The sequence below is a fragment of the Paraburkholderia flava genome (assembly GCF_004359985.1).
Taxonomy (GTDB): domain Bacteria; phylum Pseudomonadota; class Gammaproteobacteria; order Burkholderiales; family Burkholderiaceae; genus Paraburkholderia; species Paraburkholderia flava.
Genome location: NZ_SMRO01000001.1, coordinates 2,478,073 through 2,498,992 on the forward strand (window position 1 = coordinate 2,478,073; position 20,920 = coordinate 2,498,992).

17 protein-coding genes are annotated in these 20,920 nt (G+C 63.2%); 13 read left to right on the plus strand and 4 right to left on the minus strand.

The window, feature by feature from the left end; translation table 11 throughout:
- Positions 1-58: 58 nt before the first annotated feature.
- Positions 59-763, minus strand: a complete 705-nt coding sequence (locus E1748_RS11035; protein WP_166653542.1) for a response regulator — start codon at positions 761-763, stop codon at positions 59-61.
- Between the two features lie 989 nt (positions 764-1,752).
- Here E1748_RS11035 and E1748_RS11040 point away from each other — a divergent pair.
- Together E1748_RS11040 and E1748_RS11045 are read left to right on the plus strand one after the other, a co-directional pair.
- Positions 1,753-2,184 carry an H-NS histone family protein gene (locus E1748_RS11040; protein WP_166653543.1) on the plus strand — a complete coding sequence of 144 codons (432 nt, stop codon included), beginning with the start codon at positions 1,753-1,755 and terminating at the stop codon, positions 2,182-2,184.
- A gap of 191 nt (positions 2,185-2,375) precedes the next feature.
- The gene (locus E1748_RS11045) at positions 2,376-3,806 is read left to right on the plus strand and encodes an NHL repeat-containing protein (RefSeq protein ID WP_205965222.1); all 1,431 of its coding nucleotides are present in this window, start codon (positions 2,376-2,378) and stop codon (positions 3,804-3,806) included.
- A 242-nt stretch (positions 3,807-4,048) separates the two neighbouring features.
- Here the strand turns inward: E1748_RS11045 and E1748_RS11050 are convergent, their stop codons facing one another.
- Together E1748_RS11050 and E1748_RS11055 are read right to left on the minus strand one after the other, a co-directional pair.
- Positions 4,049-4,903 carry an EAL domain-containing protein gene (locus E1748_RS11050; RefSeq protein WP_133647118.1) on the minus strand — a complete coding sequence of 285 codons (855 nt, stop codon included), beginning with the start codon at positions 4,901-4,903 and terminating at the stop codon, positions 4,049-4,051.
- Positions 4,904-5,459: 556 nt separating this feature from the next.
- On the minus strand, positions 5,460-5,858 hold the full coding sequence (locus tag E1748_RS11055; RefSeq protein WP_166653544.1) for a hypothetical protein: 399 nt from the start codon (positions 5,856-5,858) through the stop codon (positions 5,460-5,462).
- Positions 5,859-5,863: 5 nt separating this feature from the next.
- Between E1748_RS11055 and E1748_RS11060 the strand changes: the two genes are divergently transcribed.
- The 5 genes from E1748_RS11060 (at position 5,864) to E1748_RS11080 (ending at position 12,296) form a co-directional block, all read left to right on the plus strand.
- Positions 5,864-6,790 carry a YadA family autotransporter adhesin gene (locus E1748_RS11060; protein WP_166653545.1) on the plus strand — a complete coding sequence of 309 codons (927 nt, stop codon included), beginning with the start codon at positions 5,864-5,866 and terminating at the stop codon, positions 6,788-6,790.
- A 488-nt stretch (positions 6,791-7,278) separates the two neighbouring features.
- Positions 7,279-9,033, plus strand: a complete 1,755-nt coding sequence (gene araD / locus E1748_RS11065; RefSeq protein WP_133647121.1) for an L-arabinonate dehydratase — start codon at positions 7,279-7,281, stop codon at positions 9,031-9,033.
- Positions 9,034-9,062: 29 nt separating this feature from the next.
- Positions 9,063-9,797 carry a ribonuclease activity regulator RraA gene (locus E1748_RS11070; RefSeq protein WP_133647122.1) on the plus strand — a complete coding sequence of 245 codons (735 nt, stop codon included), beginning with the start codon at positions 9,063-9,065 and terminating at the stop codon, positions 9,795-9,797.
- A gap of 72 nt (positions 9,798-9,869) precedes the next feature.
- Positions 9,870-11,204 carry an MFS transporter gene (locus E1748_RS11075; protein WP_133647123.1) on the plus strand — a complete coding sequence of 445 codons (1,335 nt, stop codon included), beginning with the start codon at positions 9,870-9,872 and terminating at the stop codon, positions 11,202-11,204.
- Between the two features lie 27 nt (positions 11,205-11,231).
- On the plus strand, positions 11,232-12,296 hold the full coding sequence (locus E1748_RS11080; protein WP_133647124.1) for a LacI family DNA-binding transcriptional regulator: 1,065 nt from the start codon (positions 11,232-11,234) through the stop codon (positions 12,294-12,296).
- A gap of 18 nt (positions 12,297-12,314) precedes the next feature.
- Here the strand turns inward: E1748_RS11080 and E1748_RS11085 are convergent, their stop codons facing one another.
- Positions 12,315-13,184, minus strand: a complete 870-nt coding sequence (locus tag E1748_RS11085) for a GNAT family N-acetyltransferase (RefSeq protein ID WP_420819300.1) — start codon at positions 13,182-13,184, stop codon at positions 12,315-12,317.
- A 275-nt stretch (positions 13,185-13,459) separates the two neighbouring features.
- Between E1748_RS11085 and E1748_RS11090 the strand changes: the two genes are divergently transcribed.
- The 6 genes from E1748_RS11090 (at position 13,460) to E1748_RS11115 (ending at position 20,916) form a co-directional block, all read left to right on the plus strand.
- The gene (locus tag E1748_RS11090; protein ID WP_133647126.1) at positions 13,460-14,965 is read left to right on the plus strand and encodes an aldehyde dehydrogenase family protein; all 1,506 of its coding nucleotides are present in this window, start codon (positions 13,460-13,462) and stop codon (positions 14,963-14,965) included.
- Positions 14,966-15,194: 229 nt separating this feature from the next.
- Positions 15,195-15,863 carry a haloacid dehalogenase type II gene (locus tag E1748_RS11095; RefSeq protein ID WP_133647127.1) on the plus strand — a complete coding sequence of 223 codons (669 nt, stop codon included), beginning with the start codon at positions 15,195-15,197 and terminating at the stop codon, positions 15,861-15,863.
- A 14-nt stretch (positions 15,864-15,877) separates the two neighbouring features.
- On the plus strand, positions 15,878-17,158 hold the full coding sequence (locus E1748_RS11100; RefSeq protein WP_133647128.1) for an NAD(P)/FAD-dependent oxidoreductase: 1,281 nt from the start codon (positions 15,878-15,880) through the stop codon (positions 17,156-17,158).
- A gap of 77 nt (positions 17,159-17,235) precedes the next feature.
- Entirely contained in the window at positions 17,236-18,873 is a 1,638-nt protein-coding gene (locus tag E1748_RS11105) for an ABC transporter substrate-binding protein (RefSeq protein ID WP_133647129.1), read from the plus strand.
- 61 nt (positions 18,874-18,934) lie between these two features.
- The gene (locus tag E1748_RS11110; protein ID WP_133647130.1) at positions 18,935-19,891 is read left to right on the plus strand and encodes an ABC transporter permease; all 957 of its coding nucleotides are present in this window, start codon (positions 18,935-18,937) and stop codon (positions 19,889-19,891) included.
- Positions 19,888-20,916, plus strand: a complete 1,029-nt coding sequence (locus tag E1748_RS11115; protein ID WP_240766454.1) for an ABC transporter permease — start codon at positions 19,888-19,890, stop codon at positions 20,914-20,916. Before E1748_RS11110 ends, E1748_RS11115 begins: the two co-directional genes overlap by 4 nt.
- Positions 20,917-20,920: the final 4 nt, after the last annotated feature.

Consider the following 20,920-nt stretch of genomic DNA (forward strand, 5'->3'; position numbering starts at 1 on the left):
TCGCTTCATCCGCATCCGCACGGCCGTCTCCTCCTTCGATATCGCGTCGCGCCGGCAGTCAGCGTTCGTCACCCTCAAGCATGCGGAAACGCGTGCCGAGTTCGATGTCGTTACGCGCGCCCAGTTTTTCCATCGCGCGTATTTTCTGCGTGCTGACGGTCTTGATGCTGCGATGCGTTTCGCGCGCGATGTCGGACACGCTCATCCCTTTGACGAGACGGCGCACGACCTCGAACTCCCGCTTCGTCAGCGCCTGACTGATCGCCGTTTCGGTGCCCGACGCGGCCGTGCCGTTCGGCGGCCGGCTGATCAGGTGATTGACGAGCGTCCCGGAGATTTCCGGGTCCAGGTACACGCTGCCGGAGTGGACCGTGCGCACCGCGACGGGCAGCGTTTCCAGCGTGCGGCTGGATTTGCCGATGAATCCGGCGACCCCGAGCGACAGCACGTGCTGGACGAGCAGCAGATCCTCGTGCACGGTGAGCAGGATGATGCGTAGCTTCGGGAAGTGCTTCAGCAGCCGCTCCATCAAGCGCATGCCGTCCTGCGCGCCGTCGCTGTCGAACGTGAAGTCGCACACGAGCACGTCGCATGGGTGCTTTTCCAGCGTACGCATCAGCGACTCGACGTCCCCCGCCGTCGCCACGACGCTGATGTCGTCGACGTTCTCCAGCATCTTTCTGATGCCGGCCACGACGACCGGATGGTCGTCTGCGATGACGACGTCGATCGTCTGCGGAGGGCTGTTTTTCGTCGTTAACATGATCCGGTCCATCTCGATCCATTCGTCGTTATTCGTGCCGTGACGCGCCACGCGGATTTCTGCGCTGATTGTCGCGTCCGGAAATCGCGTGGGTGGCGCATCCGCTGCACATGTTTCCGTGCACTGCAGCATGAGGGTTCGTCAGACTTAAAGGGCATGCCTGGTAATCCTCCCATTTTGTACGGAATATTACTCGTTACTTTTGCGCTTTTCTTTCCCTGATCACGACTAAAGTCGCACAGCGCAACGCGTAAATGCCAGTTGACTTTTCATGAGCATTCTTTCGATTCGACTATAGGCCCGGGCAGGGCTTGCGAGGCAGGTCCGTGCCGGCGGGCGCCCGACCGCGGACGCCCGTTCGCGTAGCGATCGATTTTTCGACGTTTAGCCGGTGCCGCTAAACGCGGGATGTCGACGACCCGTTTCCCGAAATGCGGCAGGTAAATTTACGCTTCGACGTATCGGATTCTCTTCGAAAAGTAAAAGGCCATGAATAGGATTGCACCTACGGTGCGGTGAGAAAATTCCTATAAACGCCGTAGCTGTCAGAGATGCGCATTTTCCTCGCGGATATCTGCGCCGTGGGGCAGATTTTTTGATGGTGTGATGAAGCTCGCCCGCCTGCCTGTCCACCGTTCCTGTAGCGATCCCAACGGATCCGCATCGTTCTCCCGCCCCCTGTTTGTCTCAGATCCGATAGCGGGAAACGCTACGTTTTTAGGATTATTCCTACTCCTTTTTCGGACTCCGCTGATTTAACAAACCATCGATATCGCCGAGCATGAGATCCCTGACATTTGATGAGCGATATCGCTGACGAAAGGCGGCTCTCGAATGAGATTCGAATTAAATCACGCAGCAATATGGGTCGCGATGCTTCCGGCTGGAGGCGAGGTTGCGACGTCCTTTTAACGTGGGCTGACAGTGCGGACAGACTCCGGGCAACGGCAAGACGCCGCTGCGACGCGACTCGCCGCAGGAAGCCGTTCATGGCTCAACGCCGGCGGGCAAGCAAGGGGAAGGTGATGGACAACTATCAGATTCTTGTGAGGCAGCAACGTGAACTCGAAGAAAAGGTTTTGTCCGCGCGCAAGCGCGAAATCGGACATGCGATCGCAGCGATCGCACGGACGGCGGCGCTCTACGGCATCACGATCGACGAAATCCGTAAAGCACTTCCAAAGCAGATGAAGACGGGACCGCGGGGCAAATACGTGCCGAAGTATATCGATCCGCAAACAGGGCGAACCTGGTCTGGGCGAGGACGGCCGCCGAAGTGGCTCGCCGACAAGAACGCCGACGATCTTCTGCTGGCGACCTCGGTGAACCCGCTTGATCGTTCCAGTGCGGAGCAACCGTCGGCCGATCAACGCAATCCTGTCCAGCAGCGGGACCTCCAGGAGCAGATGCGATTGCCGTGACGGACGGCGAAACGCGAGCGCTCGCTTTCGTGCCGGATCTTGCCCGAGCGGTGACGGGGAACGTCCAGCCCAGCCAGTGCGTGCAGCGAGCCTCGACGAATGACTGGCTGCCTGATTGCCTATGGTTTTCAGCCTGCGGAAAAAATAAACACTGGCTGGAGTTTTTAGAGAAACGTATTTAAGGAATGCACATGAAAAGCGGCACGGAATGGATCTGGAGATCGCGTCAAGCAGTCGAAGTCAGGGATAACCGGTCCCGATTTGCGCTGACGGCAATTGCCGCAGTGATGCTACTCGTGCTCGTGGCTTGCGGTGACGGAGCATCGCCTTCTGTACCGAACACAAGCAGGCATGGAGGCGGCGACAGGTCGCTCAAAGAAGCGCATACGATCGGCGGAAGCATTAACGGGTTGAGCGCTTCCGGGCTCGTCCTGCTGGACAACGGCGCAGACATGCTGCGCGTCGCAAAGGATGCGACGAAGTTCATCTTCGCCATGCCGCTTGCCCCCGGTTCGTCGTACGACGTCAGCATCGGTGACCATCCGTACGGACAGTACTGTTCGGTGAGCAGCCATAGCGGCGTGGCGGCGGTCGATATTACTTCCGTCGCGGTTAATTGCGGAGACTGGGATTCGGCTCATGCGATGGTCATCACGGTGGCCGGTAGCGCGACGGCCGGAAATATCGATGGTGCAGGGGCGACCGCACTTTTTAACCTTCCCTTTGACATAGCGGTAGATGCGAGCGGCAACGCGTACGTGACGGATTCAGGAAATTATCAGATTCGCAAGATTTCACCTGCCGGTGTGGTGTCGACCCTGGCGGGCAGTGGGACGAAAGGGAGCGCGGACGGTATCGGCGGGGCCGCTTCTTTCGACGCTCTGAACGGCGTCGCCGTGGACGCTATCGGCAACGTCTACGTGACGGACGGCAACAAGATTCGCCGGATCTCTTCTAGCGGCGTGGTGTCCACTCTGGCAGGCGGCGCGACGTCCGGAAATGCGGACGGTATGGGGGCACAGGCGTCGTTCAATACCCCGCTCAAGCTTGCCGTGGACAGAAGCGGGAATGTCTATGTGGCAGATACCGCGAACGACGCGATTCGCAAGCTCTCGCCCGCTGGTGTGGTATCGACTTTCGCAACTGGCGTGACAGCTGGAAGAGCTGACGGCATCGGCGAGGCTGCGCCGTTTCATGGTCCGCTTGGTATCGTCGTGGACATGGACGGCAACGTTTACGTGGGGGATAACAAGAACCACCGGATTCGTAAGATCACCCCCGCTGGCGTGGTTTCCACCTTCACGGGCAGTGGGACGACCGGGTCGGGTGCCGGCACAGGTGCGGCTTCGTTTCCCTTTCCGCTGGGTCTTGCCATCGACGCTGCCGGGAACGTCTATGTGGCAGATGGCGGGTTGATGTACAGGAACGTCGTCCGGAAGATTACGTCCTCAGGCGTGGTGTCCACCCTTGCGGGCGGTGGTGCGACAGCGCCGAATGCCGATGGCGTCGGAACACATGCGTCGTTCAAAGGCCCAACTGGTCTGGCAGTGGACGCGAAGGGCAACGTGTATGTGGCAGATGCGTTGAATAACGAAATCCGCAAAATCACCCGTACCAGGTAACCATCGAGATGGCGGCATTGGAGCGCTGGGGCATGTGAACGATTGCATGCCCCAGCGCTCTTTTTCGTTGACGTCGATGAATGCGCGGAAGCGATGGTTCGTCGCTTCGCGGTTACGTCATGCGTGTCGACAACATGGATCGACGCGATGACCCGCGAAGATAGAAGTACGACCTGGGGATGGCACGGACGCATGCGTAACCGGCTGAGCTGCCGTTTGAAGTAACGCGGTCGGAACAGCCATCACCTGTCGTCAAGAATTTCCGCCAGCGTCTGTCTCGGGCGGCTCAAAAAATATCCCTGCACGTGAACGTGCGGATGTTTCGAAACGAGCCCGAACTGCTCTTCGGTCTCAACGCCTTCCACGACGATTCGGGTCTGCAGTTTCCCTAGCAGTGCGAGCATCGCTTCCAGAATCGTGCACGCCCGCCCGGACTCCGGAAATACGCGCATCAACTCGCCTGACAGCTTGATCGTCTCGACCTGCGCGGAGACGAGTGTTAGCAGCGACGAATACCCCGAGCCGAAATCGTCGATGGCGAGATGCATGCCACGTTGTCGAAGCGGTTCCGTCACGGATGGCAGGCTGAGTATCTGCGACGCATCGCTGGTTTCAACAACTTCCAGTTCGAGCACCGACAGATCGATGTCGTGTCGCCGCGCAATTTCATCGAGGCGTTTCGGCAATTGCTCGTCGAGCAACTGAAACGGCTGGAGATTCACGGCAACGCGCGGGATATCCGTTTTGCGGGGCAACGCGGCCAGTTGCCGGAACGCTTCCTCGACGACGAAATAAAAAATTCGCTGTGCGATATCGACATTTTCCAGGGCTTGAGCGAAGCAGCCGGGAAGCAATAGACCGCATTCGGGATGCTGCCATCGAATCAGACATTCGACCGCGCTTAGTTTGCGGCTACCTGCATGAACGATGGGCTGAAAAGCCACCGTGAATTCGCGATCGATTATGCCGCGACGAATCCGACGCACAACGTCGGCGTCATCGCTATCGTGACTGTTGCCATAGGTGAATCTCGATGGGTGAGGAGGGAAGTTTTCCGTCGGAGTCTCCCGCGCCGAGAGTGCTTCGCTGTGCTGCAATTTAAATCTCTATTGAATTGTTTGGAAAATGGTTAAGCGCTGCTGAATAAATTAACACATGCCCATCGCTATCCGTTGTACCCATCGATCATTCGCCAATAAATAAGATTATTCCTACAAGAGACTAGGAGCTATCCAATTTCGGTCCCTGTCTCATATTGAGAAAATCCTTAACAGGCCTGATGAAGATCGATTGACAAATTGCGCGACAGGCGCGGCTTGGTTCGACGAATCGAATGGCTTATCCAAAGGGTTTCCACCTGCGTTCCCCTCATACAACTGGCGCAAGCCATGCGGGGACGCGCTTGCCGCGGCAACTCTACGTTGACACAGCGTGTGAATTTTCAGACTCACGGGATATTCGCGTCAGACAGACCGCGGCAATCATTATTGAAATAGGGGAAACAGAAAATGAAGTTGCATCACATGGCAGCGGCAGCAGCATTGGCAATGACTACCGCTACAGTTTTGGCACAGCCAACGGCTGTACAACAGGCAGAGGCAAAAGAGCGGGATCGACAGGCGCAGGCTGCACGGGATGCAGGGGCACGGACGTTTACGCCGCCGCAAAAGGCACAGGTACAAGTACCGAATAGCTCGACTCAACAACCGCCGACGGCACCTGTAGCACCTGCCGCTTCTGCGACACCGGCGACACCTGTAGCACCTGTGGATTCTGCGACGCCGGCAGCACCAGTGGCACCGGCAGATTCTGCGACGCCKGCAGCACCTGTAGCACCGGCAGATTCTGCGACGCCGGCAGCACCTGTGGCACCTGCAGATTTTTCGACGCCGGCAGCACCTGTGGCACCTGCAGATTCTGCGACGCCGGCAGCACCTGTGGCACCTGCAGATTCTGCGACACCGGCAGCACCTGTAGCACCTGTGGATTCTGCGACGCCGGCAGCACCTGCAAGCACCGCCGTACCCGCAACGCCGCTCGATGTGACGGCATCAGTCGTGCCGGCGTCTCCGACGCCTACTGGCAACGACGCGCCTGCTTCGGGCCAGAATGCAACGGCGAATGTGCAGGACTCGTGGGCCATAGGTAACAATTCGACGGCCACCGGCGCGAACGCCAAAGTCATCGGCAGCAATTCGACGGCCACCGGCGCGAACGCCGAAGTCATCGGCAGCAATTCGACGGCCACCGGCACGAACGCCACAGTCATCGGCAGCAATTCGACGGCCACCGGCACGAACGCCTTTGTCTTCTTCGGCCACAATTCGACGGCCACCGGCACGAACGCCACAGTCATCGGCAATAACGCGATCGCCGCTGGCACGAATTCGATCGCGCTAGGTGTCGGCGCATCGGCGAAGGGCAACGAATCGACCGTGCATGGCGCGTATGCGCAAGGGACCGGCGATTCGACCACGGTGTACGGCGCGCGCGCCAGCGCGAATGGTGCACGTGCCGCGGCCTTCGGTGCCGGCGCTATCGCGAACGGTCCGAACGCAACCGCTATCGGGACGGGTGCGGTGGCCACGGGCTCGTCGGTGGCGCTCGGTGCGGGATCGATTGCGAGCGAGCCCAACACGGTGTCGGTCGGTCAACCGGGACAGGGGCGCCGGATCACGAACGTTGCGAACGGCATTCGCCCGAACGATGCGGTGAACGTCGGTCAGCTCGATCGCGGTCTTGCTCAGGCACGCACCTACGCCGATCGCGGGATCGCTTCGGCGCTGGCGATGCCCAGCATTCCAGTACTCGCTACGGGCGAAAAATGGGTCGGTGCAGGCTTCGGCACGTACGGCTCGGCAAGTGCGATGGGTGTTGGCGCTGCGTATCAGGCCACCACACATCTGAACGTCGCGACGGCATTGGCAACGTCGAGTCAGGGCGGCTCCGTGGCGTTCAAGGCTCAGGTCGGCTATCGCTGGTAATGCCTGGCGGCGACTGCCGTTCTTTAACGGTGGGAGGTCGTTCGCGAAGAGCGGCAATGTATCCGTACCAGGGGCAACTTCCGGTTGCCGCTCACGATGTTAAAGCCACGATGCGACGTGCCCCCGAACGTTCACGCGCGGCATAACGACGTAGACGACGCGTTGTTCATCGGACGATCTCTCGGGGTTCCTGCCTGTGTCCCCCGGCACAGGCAGGAATTCTTTTTACGCCACGGAGCAATCCGTGGCGTTTTTTTTGCGTGCAACGTTTTTCGCTCAGGCGTATCGATGACATGCATCACGCCGTTCGACTGCATCGCATCGCCGATCGTCAGATGCGCGACGTCGCCCGACAGGTTTATTGGCAGTGGCTCGGTGATATCCCCAGGCGACGCATCCCGATGATAGCGCTACCATCATGGCAAATGATAGCGCTACCATTGCGCCACGCTTAAAGCCACGCCCGAAGCCGTCCCCGGAGGATCCCCTTGTCTTCAACCCGCAAAACGCCCGAGCAGCTACGCAGCTACCGCTGGTACGGCGTGAACGACCTGCGCTCGTTCGGTCATCGCTCGCGTACCGCGCAGATGGGCTATCACCCGTCCGACTACATGGGCAAGCCGGTCGTCGCGATCGTCAATACGTGGAGCGAGATCAACTCGTGCCACACGCACTTCAAGCAGCGCGTCGAAGAGGTCAAGCGTGGCGTGTGGCAGGCGGGCGGCTTCCCGGTCGAGATGCCGGTGATGACACTCGCCGAGCCGTTCCAGAAGCCGACCACGATGCTCTACCGCAACTTCCTCGCGATGGAAACCGAGGAGCTGCTGAAGTCCTATCCGTTCGACGGCTGCGTGCTGATGGGCGGCTGCGACAAGACCACGCCCGGTCTGCTGATGGGCGCGATCAGCATGAACCTGCCCGCAATCTATCTGCCGGCTGGCCCGATGCTGCGCGGCGACTGGAACGGCCGCACGCTCGGCAGCGGTTCCGATACATGGAAGTACTGGGCGGAACTGCGCGCAGGCAAGATCAGCGAAGCGGAGTGGAAGGGCATCGAGAGCGGCATCGCGCGCTCGCCGGGACACTGCATGACGATGGGCACCGCATCGACGATGACGAGCGCGGCCGAATCGCTCGGCCTGACGTTGCCGGGCTTTTCGTCGATTCCTGCGGTCGATTCGCGGCACGCGCAGTTCGCGTCGCTGACGGGGCAGCGGATCGTCGAGATGGTGTGGACCGATCTGAAACCGAAGGACATCCTCACCGCAAAATCTTTCGATAACGCGGTGACGACCGTACTCGCGATGTCCGGCTCGACCAACGCGATCGTGCATCTGGTCGCGGTCGCGCGGCGCGCGGGCATCGATCTGACCACCGCGCGCTTCGACGAACTCGCGCGCATTACGCCGGTACTCGCGAACCTGCGTCCCGCGGGCCAGTACCTGATGGAAGATTTCTTTTACGCGGGCGGCCTGCGCGCGCTGCTCGTCGAACTGGGCGATCTGATCGACGGCACGCAGCAGACGGTGAACGGCAGCACGCTCGCGGAAAACATCACGGGCGCGGAAGTGTTCAACGACGACGTGATCCGTCGACGCGCGAATCCGCTCGTCGAACGCGACGGGCTCGCGGTACTGACCGGCAATCTCGCACCCGACGGCGCAGTGATCAAACCCGCCGCGATGGAGTCGCATCTACTCACGCATCGCGGGCCAGCGGTCGTGTTTCGCGACTACGGCGACATGGCCGCACGCATCGACAGCGAAGACCTCGCCGTGACCGCCGATTCGGTGATCGTGTTGCAACACGCAGGCCCGGTCGGTGCGCCGGGGATGCCCGAGTGGGGCCAGCTGCCGATTCCGCAGAAGCTGTTGAAGCAGGGCGTGCGCGACATGGTGCGGATCTCCGATGCGCGGATGAGCGGCACGAGCTATGGCGCGTGCGTGCTGCACGTCGCGCCGGAATCGTTTGTCGGCGGGCCGCTTGCGCTGGTGAAGGACGGCGACATCGTCGAGCTCGACGTGCCTGGGCGGCGGCTGCATCTGCATGTCGATGACACCGAACTCGCGGCGCGCAAGGCCGCATGGCAGCCGCCCAAACGTCACTTCGAACGCGGCTTCGGCGTGATGCATCAACTGCACGTGATGCAGGCTAACAAGGGCTGCGATTTCGATTTTCTCGAAGAGCCCTTGACCACAACGACTACTCCCGACGCCTCTTCTGGCGAGCCGGAAATCCACTAACTCAACTCATCTGTTTCGGAAGCGACGACATGACTACCCCGGATCAACCCGTGAGCGCCGCAGCGCTCGAACAGCTTCGCCATGTCAGCACGGCAACGCTTACCACCCAGCTTTTCAAGCGCGGCCTGCGTAACGTGTTCCTGCAAGGCGTCGTGCCGCTCGTGAAGCCGGCGCCCGGCACGCCGAATCTCGTCGGTCCCGCGTTCACGCTGCGCAATATCCCGGCGCGCGAAGACCTCGATCATCTCGGCGTGTTTCAGAACCCGGATCATCCGCAGCGCAAGGCGGTCGAGTCGGCGCCGCCGGGCAGCGTGCTCGTGCAGGATTGCCGTGGCGATCGTAGCGTCGCGTCGGTCGGTTCGATCCTCGCGCTGCGGCTCGCGAAGCGCGGCGTCGCGGGGATGGTGTCCGACGGCGCGGTGCGCGACAGCGGCACGATCTCGGACCTCGGGTTGCCGCTGTGGTGTGCGGGCGCGAGCGCGCCGCTGAATCTCGCGAAGCATCACGCAGTCGATATGAACGTGCCGATCGCATGCGGCGGCGTGGCGGTGTACCCGGGCGATATCGTCGTCGCGGATGTCGACGGCGTCGTGATCGTGCCGAAGGAAATGGCCGAAGAAGTCGCACGCGATGCAACCGAACAGGAACAGCTCGAAGCATTCGTCACGCAGCGCATCGCCGAAGGCCGGCCGTTGCGCGGGACCTATCCGCCGGATGAAGCAACGCTCGCCGCGTACCGCGAGTGGCGGGCGGCACAGTCATAACGTAACGCCGCTCATCGCCGTATCCATCGACATAGCGACGCCCGCACCAAAAAAGCGGGCGCAGGAGACACCATGAACGCCGCCCCTCCGGCCATCGACGAAGCGCGTCTCATCAACCGGCTCGCCTGGCGGTTGATGCCCCTCGTGGGCGTGCTGTACCTGGTCGCGTATATCGATCGGTCGAACATCGGCTTCGCGAAGCTGCAGATGCTCGAAAGTCTCGGGCTTTCCGAGGTCGCGTACGGTTTCGGCGCATCGCTGTTCTTCATCGGCTACCTGATTTTCGAGGTGCCGAGCAACGTGATGCTGCATCGCTACGGCGCGCCGCGCTGGATCGCGCGGATCATGTTCACGTGGGGCGTCGTGACGATCCTGCTCGCGTTCACGAAGAACGCGACGATGTTCTACGCGCTGCGCTTTCTGCTCGGCGCATCGGAAGCGGGGCTGTACCCCGGCGTGATCTATTACCTGACGCTGTGGTTTCCGCAGCGTCATCGCGTGCGGATGCTCGGCTACTTCACCGTGGGCAGCAGTCTCGGCAACATGGTCGGCGCACCGATCTGCGGCTGGCTGCTCGACAAGGGCGGACTGTTCGGTCTGCACGGCTGGCAACTGGTGTTCATCACGACGGGCATTCCGTCGGTGTTGCTGACGGTCGTCGTGCTTTATCTGCTGCCGGCGTCGCCGTTTCACGCACGATTTCTCGATGCGCACGAACGGCAATGGCTCGTTCAAACGCTCGATGCCGAGAGCGCGCAAACCCGCCGCAATGCGCCCGCGCATGCGTCGCTTTGGAGCGTGCTGACGGAGCCGCGCGTGATCGGCATGGCGCTGTACTACATGATGCTGTCGATCTCCGTGTACGGCGTCAGCTACTGGCTGCCGACGCTGGTGAAGGGCTTCGGCGTCAGCAACACGACGAACGGTTTTCTCAACGTGATTCCGTGGCTGCTCGCGACACTTGTGCTCGCGTGGCTGCCGTCGAAGCTGCGTGCCGGCAATCGCGCGATGATCGCGATGCTTGCGTCGGCGCTGCTCGGGATGGTGTTCTTTCTGTCGTCGGTGTTTCTGCCGACCAATACGTTGCGTTTCGCGGCGCTGTGTTTCGGAGCGCCGTGCATGTATCTGCTGATCCCGTGTTTCTGGACACTGCCGCCGAAATTCCTCGTCGGCGCGCGTGCGGCGGCGGGGATTGCGGCGATCAATTCGCTTGGCAATATCGGCGGGTTTATCGCGCAGACGCTGGTGCCGTTCGTCAGGCAGGTGAGCGGCAGCACGCGCGCGCCGATGCTGATTCCGGCGACATGCATGCTGATTTTTGCGGTGATCACCGCGCTGAATCTGCGGCGTGGTGCGCGTTTGTCGCGGACGCGTAGCGAGTCGCCGGGTAAGCCGGTCGCCGAGTAAACCTCCATTCGCTTTTTATTCGCTCTTATGCCGATCGCTAAACCCGTCACTGCCCCCGTCGATCCCACCGATGCCGTCGCACCGGCCCGGCGCACGCGCGGCGGTCCAAAGGGGCTGCGCATCACCGACGTCGCGCAGCAGGCGGGCGTGTCGCCGATCACGGTGTCGCGCGTGTTCAACAACCCCGAATCGGTCGCGCCCGAAACGCTCGAACGTGTGCGTCAGGTCGTGCAGAAACTCGGCTACGTACCGAACCGGCTTGCGGGCGGACTGTCGTCGGCGCGTTCGCGGTTGATCGCGGCGATCGTGCCGACGGTCGCGCATTCGCTGTTCGCGGAGACGATCCAGGTGTTCAGCGAAACGATGTCGCGCGCGGGCTACGAGGTGCTGCTCGCGTTGAGCGGCTATAGCGATACGAACGAGGAACATCTGCTCGACACCGTGTTGAGCCGTCGGCCCGAAGGTGTGCTGCTGACCGGCGTCGCGCACACCGATTCGCTGCGCGAGCGCTTGAAGAACGTCGGCATTCCGGTCGTCGAAACATGGGACATGACCGATACGCCGATCGACATGCTGGTCGGCTTCTCGCATTACCGGATCGGCGCGGCGGTCGCGGAGCATTTCATCGCGCGTGGTGCGCGGCGTCCCGCGTTGATTTCGGCGAACGATGCACGCGCGCTCGCGCGACGCGCGGGGTTTCGCGACCGGTTCGCGAAAGAAGGCATCGTTGATGTCGCCGAAACGCTGGTCGCGCCGCCGAGTTCCGTGGCGCTCGGCAAGGCGGCGTTGCCGGAGTTGATCGAACGCGCGCCGCGTATCGATGCGCTGTTCTGCGGCTCGGACCTGCTCGCGATCGGCGCGCTCGGTGCTGCGCGGCAGATGGGTGTGCAGGTGCCCGATCAATTGTCGGTGTGCGGATTCGGCGACCTCGAATTCGCAACCGAAACGGTGCCTCCACTGACCACTGTGCGGGTGGACGGCACGCGTATCGGCACGAATGCCGCGCGCTTTCTGCTCGACCGGTTGAGCGGCGCGGAAGACGAGAAGATCGTCGACGTCGGATTCAGCATCGTGTCGCGCGAATCGGCGTAGCACGCCGCATCGCCTGCTCTAACCCACCGACTGATTCGTAATCGCAAACTGCCTGAACTGTGGATCGTCGGGCAGCGCACCGCCCAGCATCATCCAGTCGACGCTATCGACCAGCGGCAGCCCCAGCCCTTCGAGCCATTCGGACAGTCCGCTATCGTCCGGCGTATCGATACGCACGAACATGCCCGCATTCTGCGCGAGCCAGTAGCTGATCAACGCCCGCGCGCGGCTCGTCGCGCCCGAGCGCGGCGCGACGACCGGCCCGATCACGTGGCCGTCGCCGAAGCGGCGGAACAGCGCGAAGCCGGTCAGTTCGCCGTCGCGGTCGAGCGCGATACCGTTCGCGACATCGAGCACCTGCGGCAGCAGCACGCTGCGATCGACACCGCTTGCACGCGACGCGAGTTCGACGAGTCGCGGCGTGTCGTTCGCACCGATCGGACGCAGCCGTTCGCCGGGCGGCAGCGAGACGAGCGGCGGCTGAAACGCCGCGCCCTGATGCTGGCGAATCGTCACGCGTTTTTCGAAACCGAGCTTCACGCACAGCGGCTGGGCGGGGGGCGTCGCATGGATCTGCGTGATGCGCGGACCGAGTTCGGCCAGTGCGAGTTCGAGCAGCCTGCGTCCGATGCCGCGTCCCTGATGATCGGGCGCGACGATCACCATGCCGAGCGACCCGGCCTCGCGATCGAACTTCCACACGAGCACGGTGCCGATCACGCCGCTCGCGTCTTCCGCGACGAAGCCGTGACCCGCGCGGGCCGCGAAACGCCAGTCGTCGATGCGATGTCGCCACTTCACCGCGATGGACAGCGCGTGCGCCGCCGGAATGTCGTCTGATGTGAACGGACGGTAGACGATCGCGCGGTTCTCTATCGGGTCGGGCACGCCGGCCTCCTTGCCTTGAGCATTTACCTTGAGCATTTGCGTTGAACCTATATACCGCGACTGTCTCACCGTCCGGCGCGATTGACTAGGACGATCCTTCTATCGTGCGTCGAGCGGTGGCCGCTATCGACGGTGCAACGCAAAACGCGGCTCCTGAGTGCCGAGAACGCGTCGAATCTGCTGAATCCGCTTTTTTGTCGGCGAAATATGCCGCCGCGACGGTTCTACGATGGATTGCATCGACAGCAGGCGAACGCCTATGAAGGACTCGCGCAATGGACAGTTTCGATCCCGCAGCAATCGTCGTGCACGGCGGCCATTTTATCGGCGGCAAGCTGGTGTTCGACGCCGCATCGCATCTCGACGCCCCGTCGTATATCGACGTTGCGCGGCCGTCGGATGGCGCAGCGTACGCATCGGTGCCGCTCGCCGATGCCGCGACGGTCGATCGCGCGGTGGAGAACGCATGGACCGCTGCGCGCACGAGCGGCTGGGCCAGCGCCGCGCCGCGCGAACGCGCGCGCATCCTGCGGCGCTTCGCCGACCTCGTTGCCGCCGATGCCGCGACGCTCGCGCCGCTCGAAGCGCTCGGCTCGACGCGTCCGGTGCACGATGCGTATGAGTGGGACGTGCCGTTCACCGCCGAAGGCATTCGCTTCTACGCCGAGTTCGCGGACAAGAGCGGCGGCCACGTTGCCGCGACCGATCACGATCATCTCGGCATGACGATCGCCGAACCGTATGGGGTAATTGCCGCGATCGCGCCGTGGAATTTTCCGCTGGTGATGGCGTCATGGAAGATCGCGCCGGCACTGGCCGCGGGCAACGCGGTCGTGCTGAAGCCGTCGGAACTGACACCGTTCTCGGTGCTGCGGCTCGCCGCACTCGCGGTCGAAGCCGGCGTGCCGCCCGGTATTTTCAACGTCGTGCAGGGTGACGGCCGCACGACCGGCGACGCGCTCGTGCGCCATCCGAAGATCGGCAAGGTGACGTTCACGGGTTCGTCGCGCACGGGAGCCGCGATCATGACCGCGTGCGCGCAAACCGGCACGCGGCCGGTGACGCTCGAACTCGGCGGCAAGAGTCCGCAGATCGTGTTCGCGGATGCGCCGCGTCTGCCCGACGTCGCGCGCCGCATCGCCGCCGCGATTGCCGTCAATGCGGGGCAGGTTTGCGTCGCGGGATCGCGCTTGCTGGTCGAGCGGTCGATCGCCGACGAACTGGCCGACGCGGTCGCGCGCGCGTTCGGCGAACTGCGGGCCGGCGCGACGTGGACGCACGGCACGACGCTGCCGCCGATCATTTCGGAGCCGCAGGCCGCGCGCATCGACGCGATCGTCGAACGCAGCGTCGCGAGCGGCGCGACCGTGCGCTACGGCGGACATCGTATCGATGCCACTGCGGCCGGTGCGTCGGGTGCGTTCTACGCGCCGACGATACTCGCCGACGTCACGTCGTCGACCGAAGCGGTGCGCGAGGAAATTTTCGGCCCGGTGCTGACGCTGCAAACCTTCGACAGCGAAGCGGAAGCGCTCGCGCTTGCCGACCACCCCGAATACGGGCTCGCGGCTGGTGTGCATACAGCAGACCTGGGCCGCGCGCTGCGGATGGTGCGGCGCATCGAGGCAGGCACGGTATGGGTGAACCGCTATGGCCGCACCAGCGATTTCATGATTCCGACCGGCGGTTACAAAGGCTCGGGAATCGGTAAGGACCTGGGCCGCGAGGCCTACGAAGCGAACCTGCGTTTCAAGAGCGTGCTGATCGACGCAAGGGTCTGACGAATGGATGGAATGAATCGTAAGGGCGCGCCGCAGAGTCTGCTGTCCAGAGGCCTCAAAACGGGTCGATTGTGTTGCGCGACCCACGCGAATCAGCCACATCCGTGTTTTTGCACTGGTTAAATTTTCTGCAGGGATGCGCGTTGCGCTGCGTTTTTCTGCTTTCGCCACTGAACGCCGACCGACGGTTCCACCGTTCGACCGTTCACACCACGACAGGACTACCACCATGATCGATTTCGAGCCGAAGTACATCACGTTCGACTGCTACGGCACGCTGACGAAATTCCGTATGGCCGACATGGCCCGCGAGCTGTACGGCAACCGTCTGCAAGGCGCCGAACTCGAACAGTTCGTCGCGTTCTTCGCGGGCTATCGCCGCGACGAGGTGCTCGGCGCGTGGAAGCCGTATCGCGACGTGGTCGTCAATTCGGTGCGCCGTGCGTGCCTGCGGATGAACGTCGCGTTCGACGAGGCCGAAGCGGAGAAGTTCTACACGGCGGTGCCGACGTGGGGCCCGCATCCGGACGTGCCGGAAGGGCTGTCGCGGCTTGCGAAGAAGTATCGTCTGGTGATTCTGTCGAACGCATCGAACGATCAGATCCAGAGCAACGTCGACAAGCTCGGCGCACCGTTTTACAAGGTGTTCACCGCGCAGCAGGCGCAGTCGTACAAGCCGCGCATGCAGGGCTTCGAGTACATGTTCGACCAGCTCGGCTGCAATCCGGAAGACGTGCTGCATGTGTCGTCGAGCCTGCGCTACGACCTGATGACCGCGCACGACATGGGCATCAAGCACAAGACATTTATCAATCGCGGCCACGAACCGTCGACGCCGTATTACCAGTACCACGAGGTTGCCGACATCGGCGGCGTGGCATCGCTGCTCGGTCTCTGACGTTCTGCGGCCCGATGAAACTCGACTCCTACTGGCTCGATACCGCGCCCGCCTGCACGTCGGCGAGCGCGGGGCCGGTCGAGGGCCGCGTCGATGCGGTCGTGATCGGCGGCGGGTTCACCGGGCTGTCGGCGGCGTTGGCGCTCGGCCGGCGCGGTGCGACCGTCAGTGTGCTCGACGCGGGGCGGATCGGTGGCGGTGCGTCCGGGCGCAACGGCGGCCAGTGCAACACCGGCGTCGCGCAGGACTACGCTGCGCTGCGCGCGCAGTATGGCCCGGAGCGCGCGGCCGGCTGCTATCGCGCGTATGCGGCAGCGGTCGGAACAGTCGAGCGCTTGATCCGCGAAGAACGGATCGACTGCGACTACGTCGCGACCGGCAAGCTGAAGCTCGCCGCGAAACCGCATCATCTCGACCACTTCGAACGGACTGCCGAGCTGATCCGTCGCGAGGTCGATAGCGACATCGACGTGATCGGCCGCGAGCGCATTCGCAGCGAAGTCGACTCGGACAGTTTTTTCGGCGGACTGTTGCAGAAGCACGGCGGACAGATGCACATGGGCCGCTTTGCCGTCGGACTCGCGGACGCGGCGGTGCGTCACGGTGCGCGGCTGTTCGAAAACGCGGCCGTGACGTCGATCGAACCGCTCTCGAACAGCGGCGGATATCGGATCGTGTCCGCGCGCGGCACGCTGCACGCGCAGCAGGTGCTGATCGCAACGGGACCGTCGCGGCACGGTCCGTTCGGCTGGTACCGGCGACGGATGGCGCCGGTAGGCTCGTTCATCGTCGTGACGGAACCGCTGGCCGCCGGGCGGCTTGCGCAACTGCTGCCGGGACGTCGCTCGTACACGACGAGCCGCCTGATGCACAACTACTTTCGCGTGACGCCGGATTCGCGTCTGCTGTTCGGCGGCCGCGCGCGCTTCACTGCATCGGAGCAACCGTCCGATGCGCGCAGCGGACGCATCCTGCAGGCGAATCTCGCGCAGATGTTTCCGAGTCTCGCCGATGCACGCATCGACTATTGCTGGGGCGGACTCGTCGATCTCACCGCCGATCGTCTGCCGCGCGCCGGACAGCACGACGGCCTGTATTTTTCGCTGGGCTACAGCGGCCACGGCACTCAGATGTCGACGCACATGGGCCAGGTGATGGCCGACGTGATGAACGGCAACGTGGCGGCGAATCCGTGGCGCGATTTCGCGTGGCCTGCGATTCCCGGGCATACGGGCAAGCCGTGGTTTCTGCCGCTCGTCGGCGCGTATTACCGGATCAAGGATGTTTTCTACTGAAGCAGTAGCGAGTTGCAGTGAGTCACCCATAAGCAGAAATAGCCGGATTCCCCAGACCCTGTCACGCGGAGAAGTTCATGAGCATCGATCGCACCGATCGCATTGATCAAACGCCCGAAGCAGTCGCCGATGCCGGCATCCGGCTCGAAGCCCTGACGCGTCGCGGCGCGTCGCGACGCGATGTGCTGCGCGCACTGGCCGCGGGCAGCATGATGTCGCTGACGGGCGCGGGGCTGCTCGCCGCGAGCGGCAGTGCGCTCGCGCAGACCGCGAAGCCGAAGCAGGGCGGCCGGATCCGCGTCGCGACGCAGTCGGCGTCCGCCGCCGACACGCTCGACCCCGCGAAGGGCGCGCTCGGCACCGACTACGTGCGCGCGAACATGTTCTACAACGGCCTGACCGAACTCGACTCGCATCTCGGTGCAAAGCTCGCGCTCGCCGAATCGCTCGATACGAAGGACGCGATCGTGTGGGTCGTGAAGTTGCGCAACGGCGTGCAGTTCCACGACGGCAAGGCGCTCGCGCCCGCCGACGTGACCTATTCGCTGCTGCGTCACAAGGACCCGGCCACTGCATCGAAAGCGAAGACGCTCGCCGACCAGATCAAGGACGCGAAGGCGACCGGTCCGAACGAAGTGACGATCACGCTCGAAGGGGCGAACGCCGATCTGCCGGTGATTCTCGCGACGTCGCATTTCCTGATCATTAAGGACGGCACGACCGATTTCAAAACGGCCATCGGCACCGGACCGTTCAAGGTCAAGGAGTTCTCGCCGGGCGTGCGCACGGTCGGCGTACGCAACGAGAAATACTGGAAGCCCGGCATGCCGCACCTCGACGAGATCGAGCTGATCGGCATCGGCGACGAACCGGCGCGCGTGAATGCGCTGCTGTCCGGCGACGTGCAACTGATCAACGCGGTGAGCCCGCGCTCGACCGACCGCATCAAGGGCACGAGCGGCTTCACGGTGCTGGAGACGAAGACCGGCCAGTACACCGATCTGATCGTGCGCGACGAAGGCGGCATCACCGGCAACCCGGATTTCCGGCGCGGCATGATGTACCTGATGGATCGCGAGCAGATTCGCCGTGCGGTGTTTCGCGGCTACGGTGCGATCGGCAACGATCAGCCGATCGATCCGACCAACAAGTACTACCTCGCGGGTCTGCCGCAGCGCGCGTTCGATCCCGCGAAGGCGAAGTTCCACTTCCAGAAGGCGAAGCTCGGCAGCGCGCCGGTGCAGATTTTTGCGTCGCCGGCAGCGGAGGGTTCCGTCGACATGGCGATGCTGCTGCAGCAGGTCGCGCCGCAGGCGGGACTGAACCTGCAGGTGCAGCGCGTGCCCGCCGACGGCTACTGGTCGAATCACTGGATGAAGCATCCACTCGGTTTCGGATCGGTGAACGCGCGGCCGAGCGCCGACGTGCTGTTCACGCAGTTCTTCAAATCGGACGCGCCGTGGAACGAGGCGAACTGGAAGAGTCCGAAGTTCGACCAGATGCTGCTGGCCGCACGCGGCGAACCCGACGACGCGAAGCGCAAGCAGATCTATGGCGACATGCAGACGCTCGTGCACGAAGACGGCGGCATCGGCATTCCGCTGTTTCAGAGTTCGCTCGACGCGCATACGTCGAAGCTCAAGGGGCTCGGCTCGATTCCGCTCGCGGGGTTGATGGGTTTTGCGTTCGCGGAGAACGTCTGGCTCGACGCATAGCAGGACGGAACCGGACCCGGTAACGGGTCGGCACGTACGTTCAACCAGGAGGCGATATCCGATGAAAGCTCACGCGCAACGACTCATCGCCGCGCGCCTCGGTCTCGCGTTGCTGACGCTGCTGCTGGTGTCGGTCATCGTGTTCGCGATCACCGGTCTGCTGCCCGGCGACGCGGCGCAGCAGGCGCTCGGCCAGGCGGCGACGCCCGAGGCCGTCGCCGCGCTGCGCCACCAGTTCGGACTCGACCAGCCCGCGCTGCTGCGCTACGTCCAGTGGCTCATGCACGTGTTGCACGGCGACTTCGGCACGTCGCTGTCGAACAACCTGCCGGTCAGCCAGTTGATCGCCACACGTCTGCCGAATTCGCTCGTGCTCGCCGGCCTGACCGCGATCGTGTCGGTGCCGGTCGCGCTGGTGATCGGCATCGTGTCGGCGATGTTTCGCGGCTCGCTGCTCGACCGCACGCTGAACGTGTTCACGCTGTCGACGGTCGCGGTGCCCGAGTTCCTGATCGCGACGATCGCCGTGCTGATCTTCGCGGTGAAGCTGCGCTGGTTGCCGGCGTTGTCGTATCTGTCGGAGGTGTCGTCGTTCGGCGGTCTCGTGCGTATCTACGCGATGCCGGTGATGACGCTGTGCTGTGTGCTGGTCGCGCAGATGGCGCGGATGACGCGCGCGGCGGTGCTCGACCAGCTCGGCACGTCGTATGTCGAGATGGCGCGGCTGAAGGGCGCGTCGCCGATGCGCGTGGTGCTGCGTCACGTGCTGCCGAATGCGATCGGCCCGATCGCCAACGCGGTCGCGCTGAGTCTGTCCTATCTGTTCGGCGGCGTGGTGATCGTCGAATCGATTTTCAACTATCCGGGGCTCGCGAGCCTGATGGTCGATGCGGTCACGAACCGCGACATGCCGCTCGTGCAGGGCTGCGTGATGGTGTTCTGCGCGGCGTATCTGACGCTCGTGCTGATCGCGGACCTGTGTCAGATCGTTTCCAACCCGAGGCTGCGCCAGCGATGAACCGACTCCCGACCTGGCGGACACCGCCCGCCGCGCTATTAGCGGTACCGAACGATGGGACTCACGACATGCTCGACGACGATGCGTCGCGTTCTGTCGAGCCGTTGTCGGCCGAAGCATCGAACCCGGAGCCTGCTGAAACGCTGACTGAAAATTCAACCAACGCCCCCGCTGCGCAGAAAAAGCGCGGCGTGCTGCGTCGACTGACCGGCCGGCTGTCGGTGCTCGGGCTGATCGGCTTCGCGATTGTTGTGTTCTGGCTCTGCATTGCGTTCATCGGGCCGCTGGTTGCGCCGTACAAAGGCGGTGCGCTGACGTCGACGGAAATCTTCGCGGGCTGGAGTGCGGCCAATCCGCTCGGCACCGACTATCTGGGCCGCGACATGCTGAGCCGCGTGCTGTACGGCACGCGCTATACGGTCGGTCTTGCGCTTGCATCCGCGGTGCTCGCGAGCGGCATCGGCACGTTTTTCGGTTTGCTCGCCGCTGTCGCCGGGCGTTGGGTCGACGAGATCCTGAGCCGCCTGTTCGACGCGTTGATCTCGATTCCGGGCAAGGTGCTCGCGCTGGTCGTGATCGCCGCGTTCGGTTCGTCGATTCCGATGCTGACGATGGTCGCCGCGCTCGCGTACATCCCCGGCGCGTTCCGCATCTCGCGCTCGCTCGCGGTCAACCTGATGACGCTCGAATACGTGCAGGTCGCGAAAGCGCGCGGCGAAGGGCTGTTTTATATCGCGCGCGTCGAGGTGCTGCCGAACATGATCCATCCGATGCTCGCGGATTTCGGTCTGCGCTTCGTGTTCATCGTGCTGCTGCTGAGCGGTCTCAGCTTTCTCGGTCTTGGCGTGCAGCCGCCGGACGCGGACTGGGGGTCGCTCGTGCGCGAGAACATCGGTGGTCTCGCGGAAGGGGCGTCGGCGGTGCTAATGCCGGCCATCGCGATCGCGACGCTGACCATCGGCGTGAATCTGCTGATCGACAGTCTGCGACGCCACGGCGGACGCGGACAGGGAGCAGGGCAATGAGCAC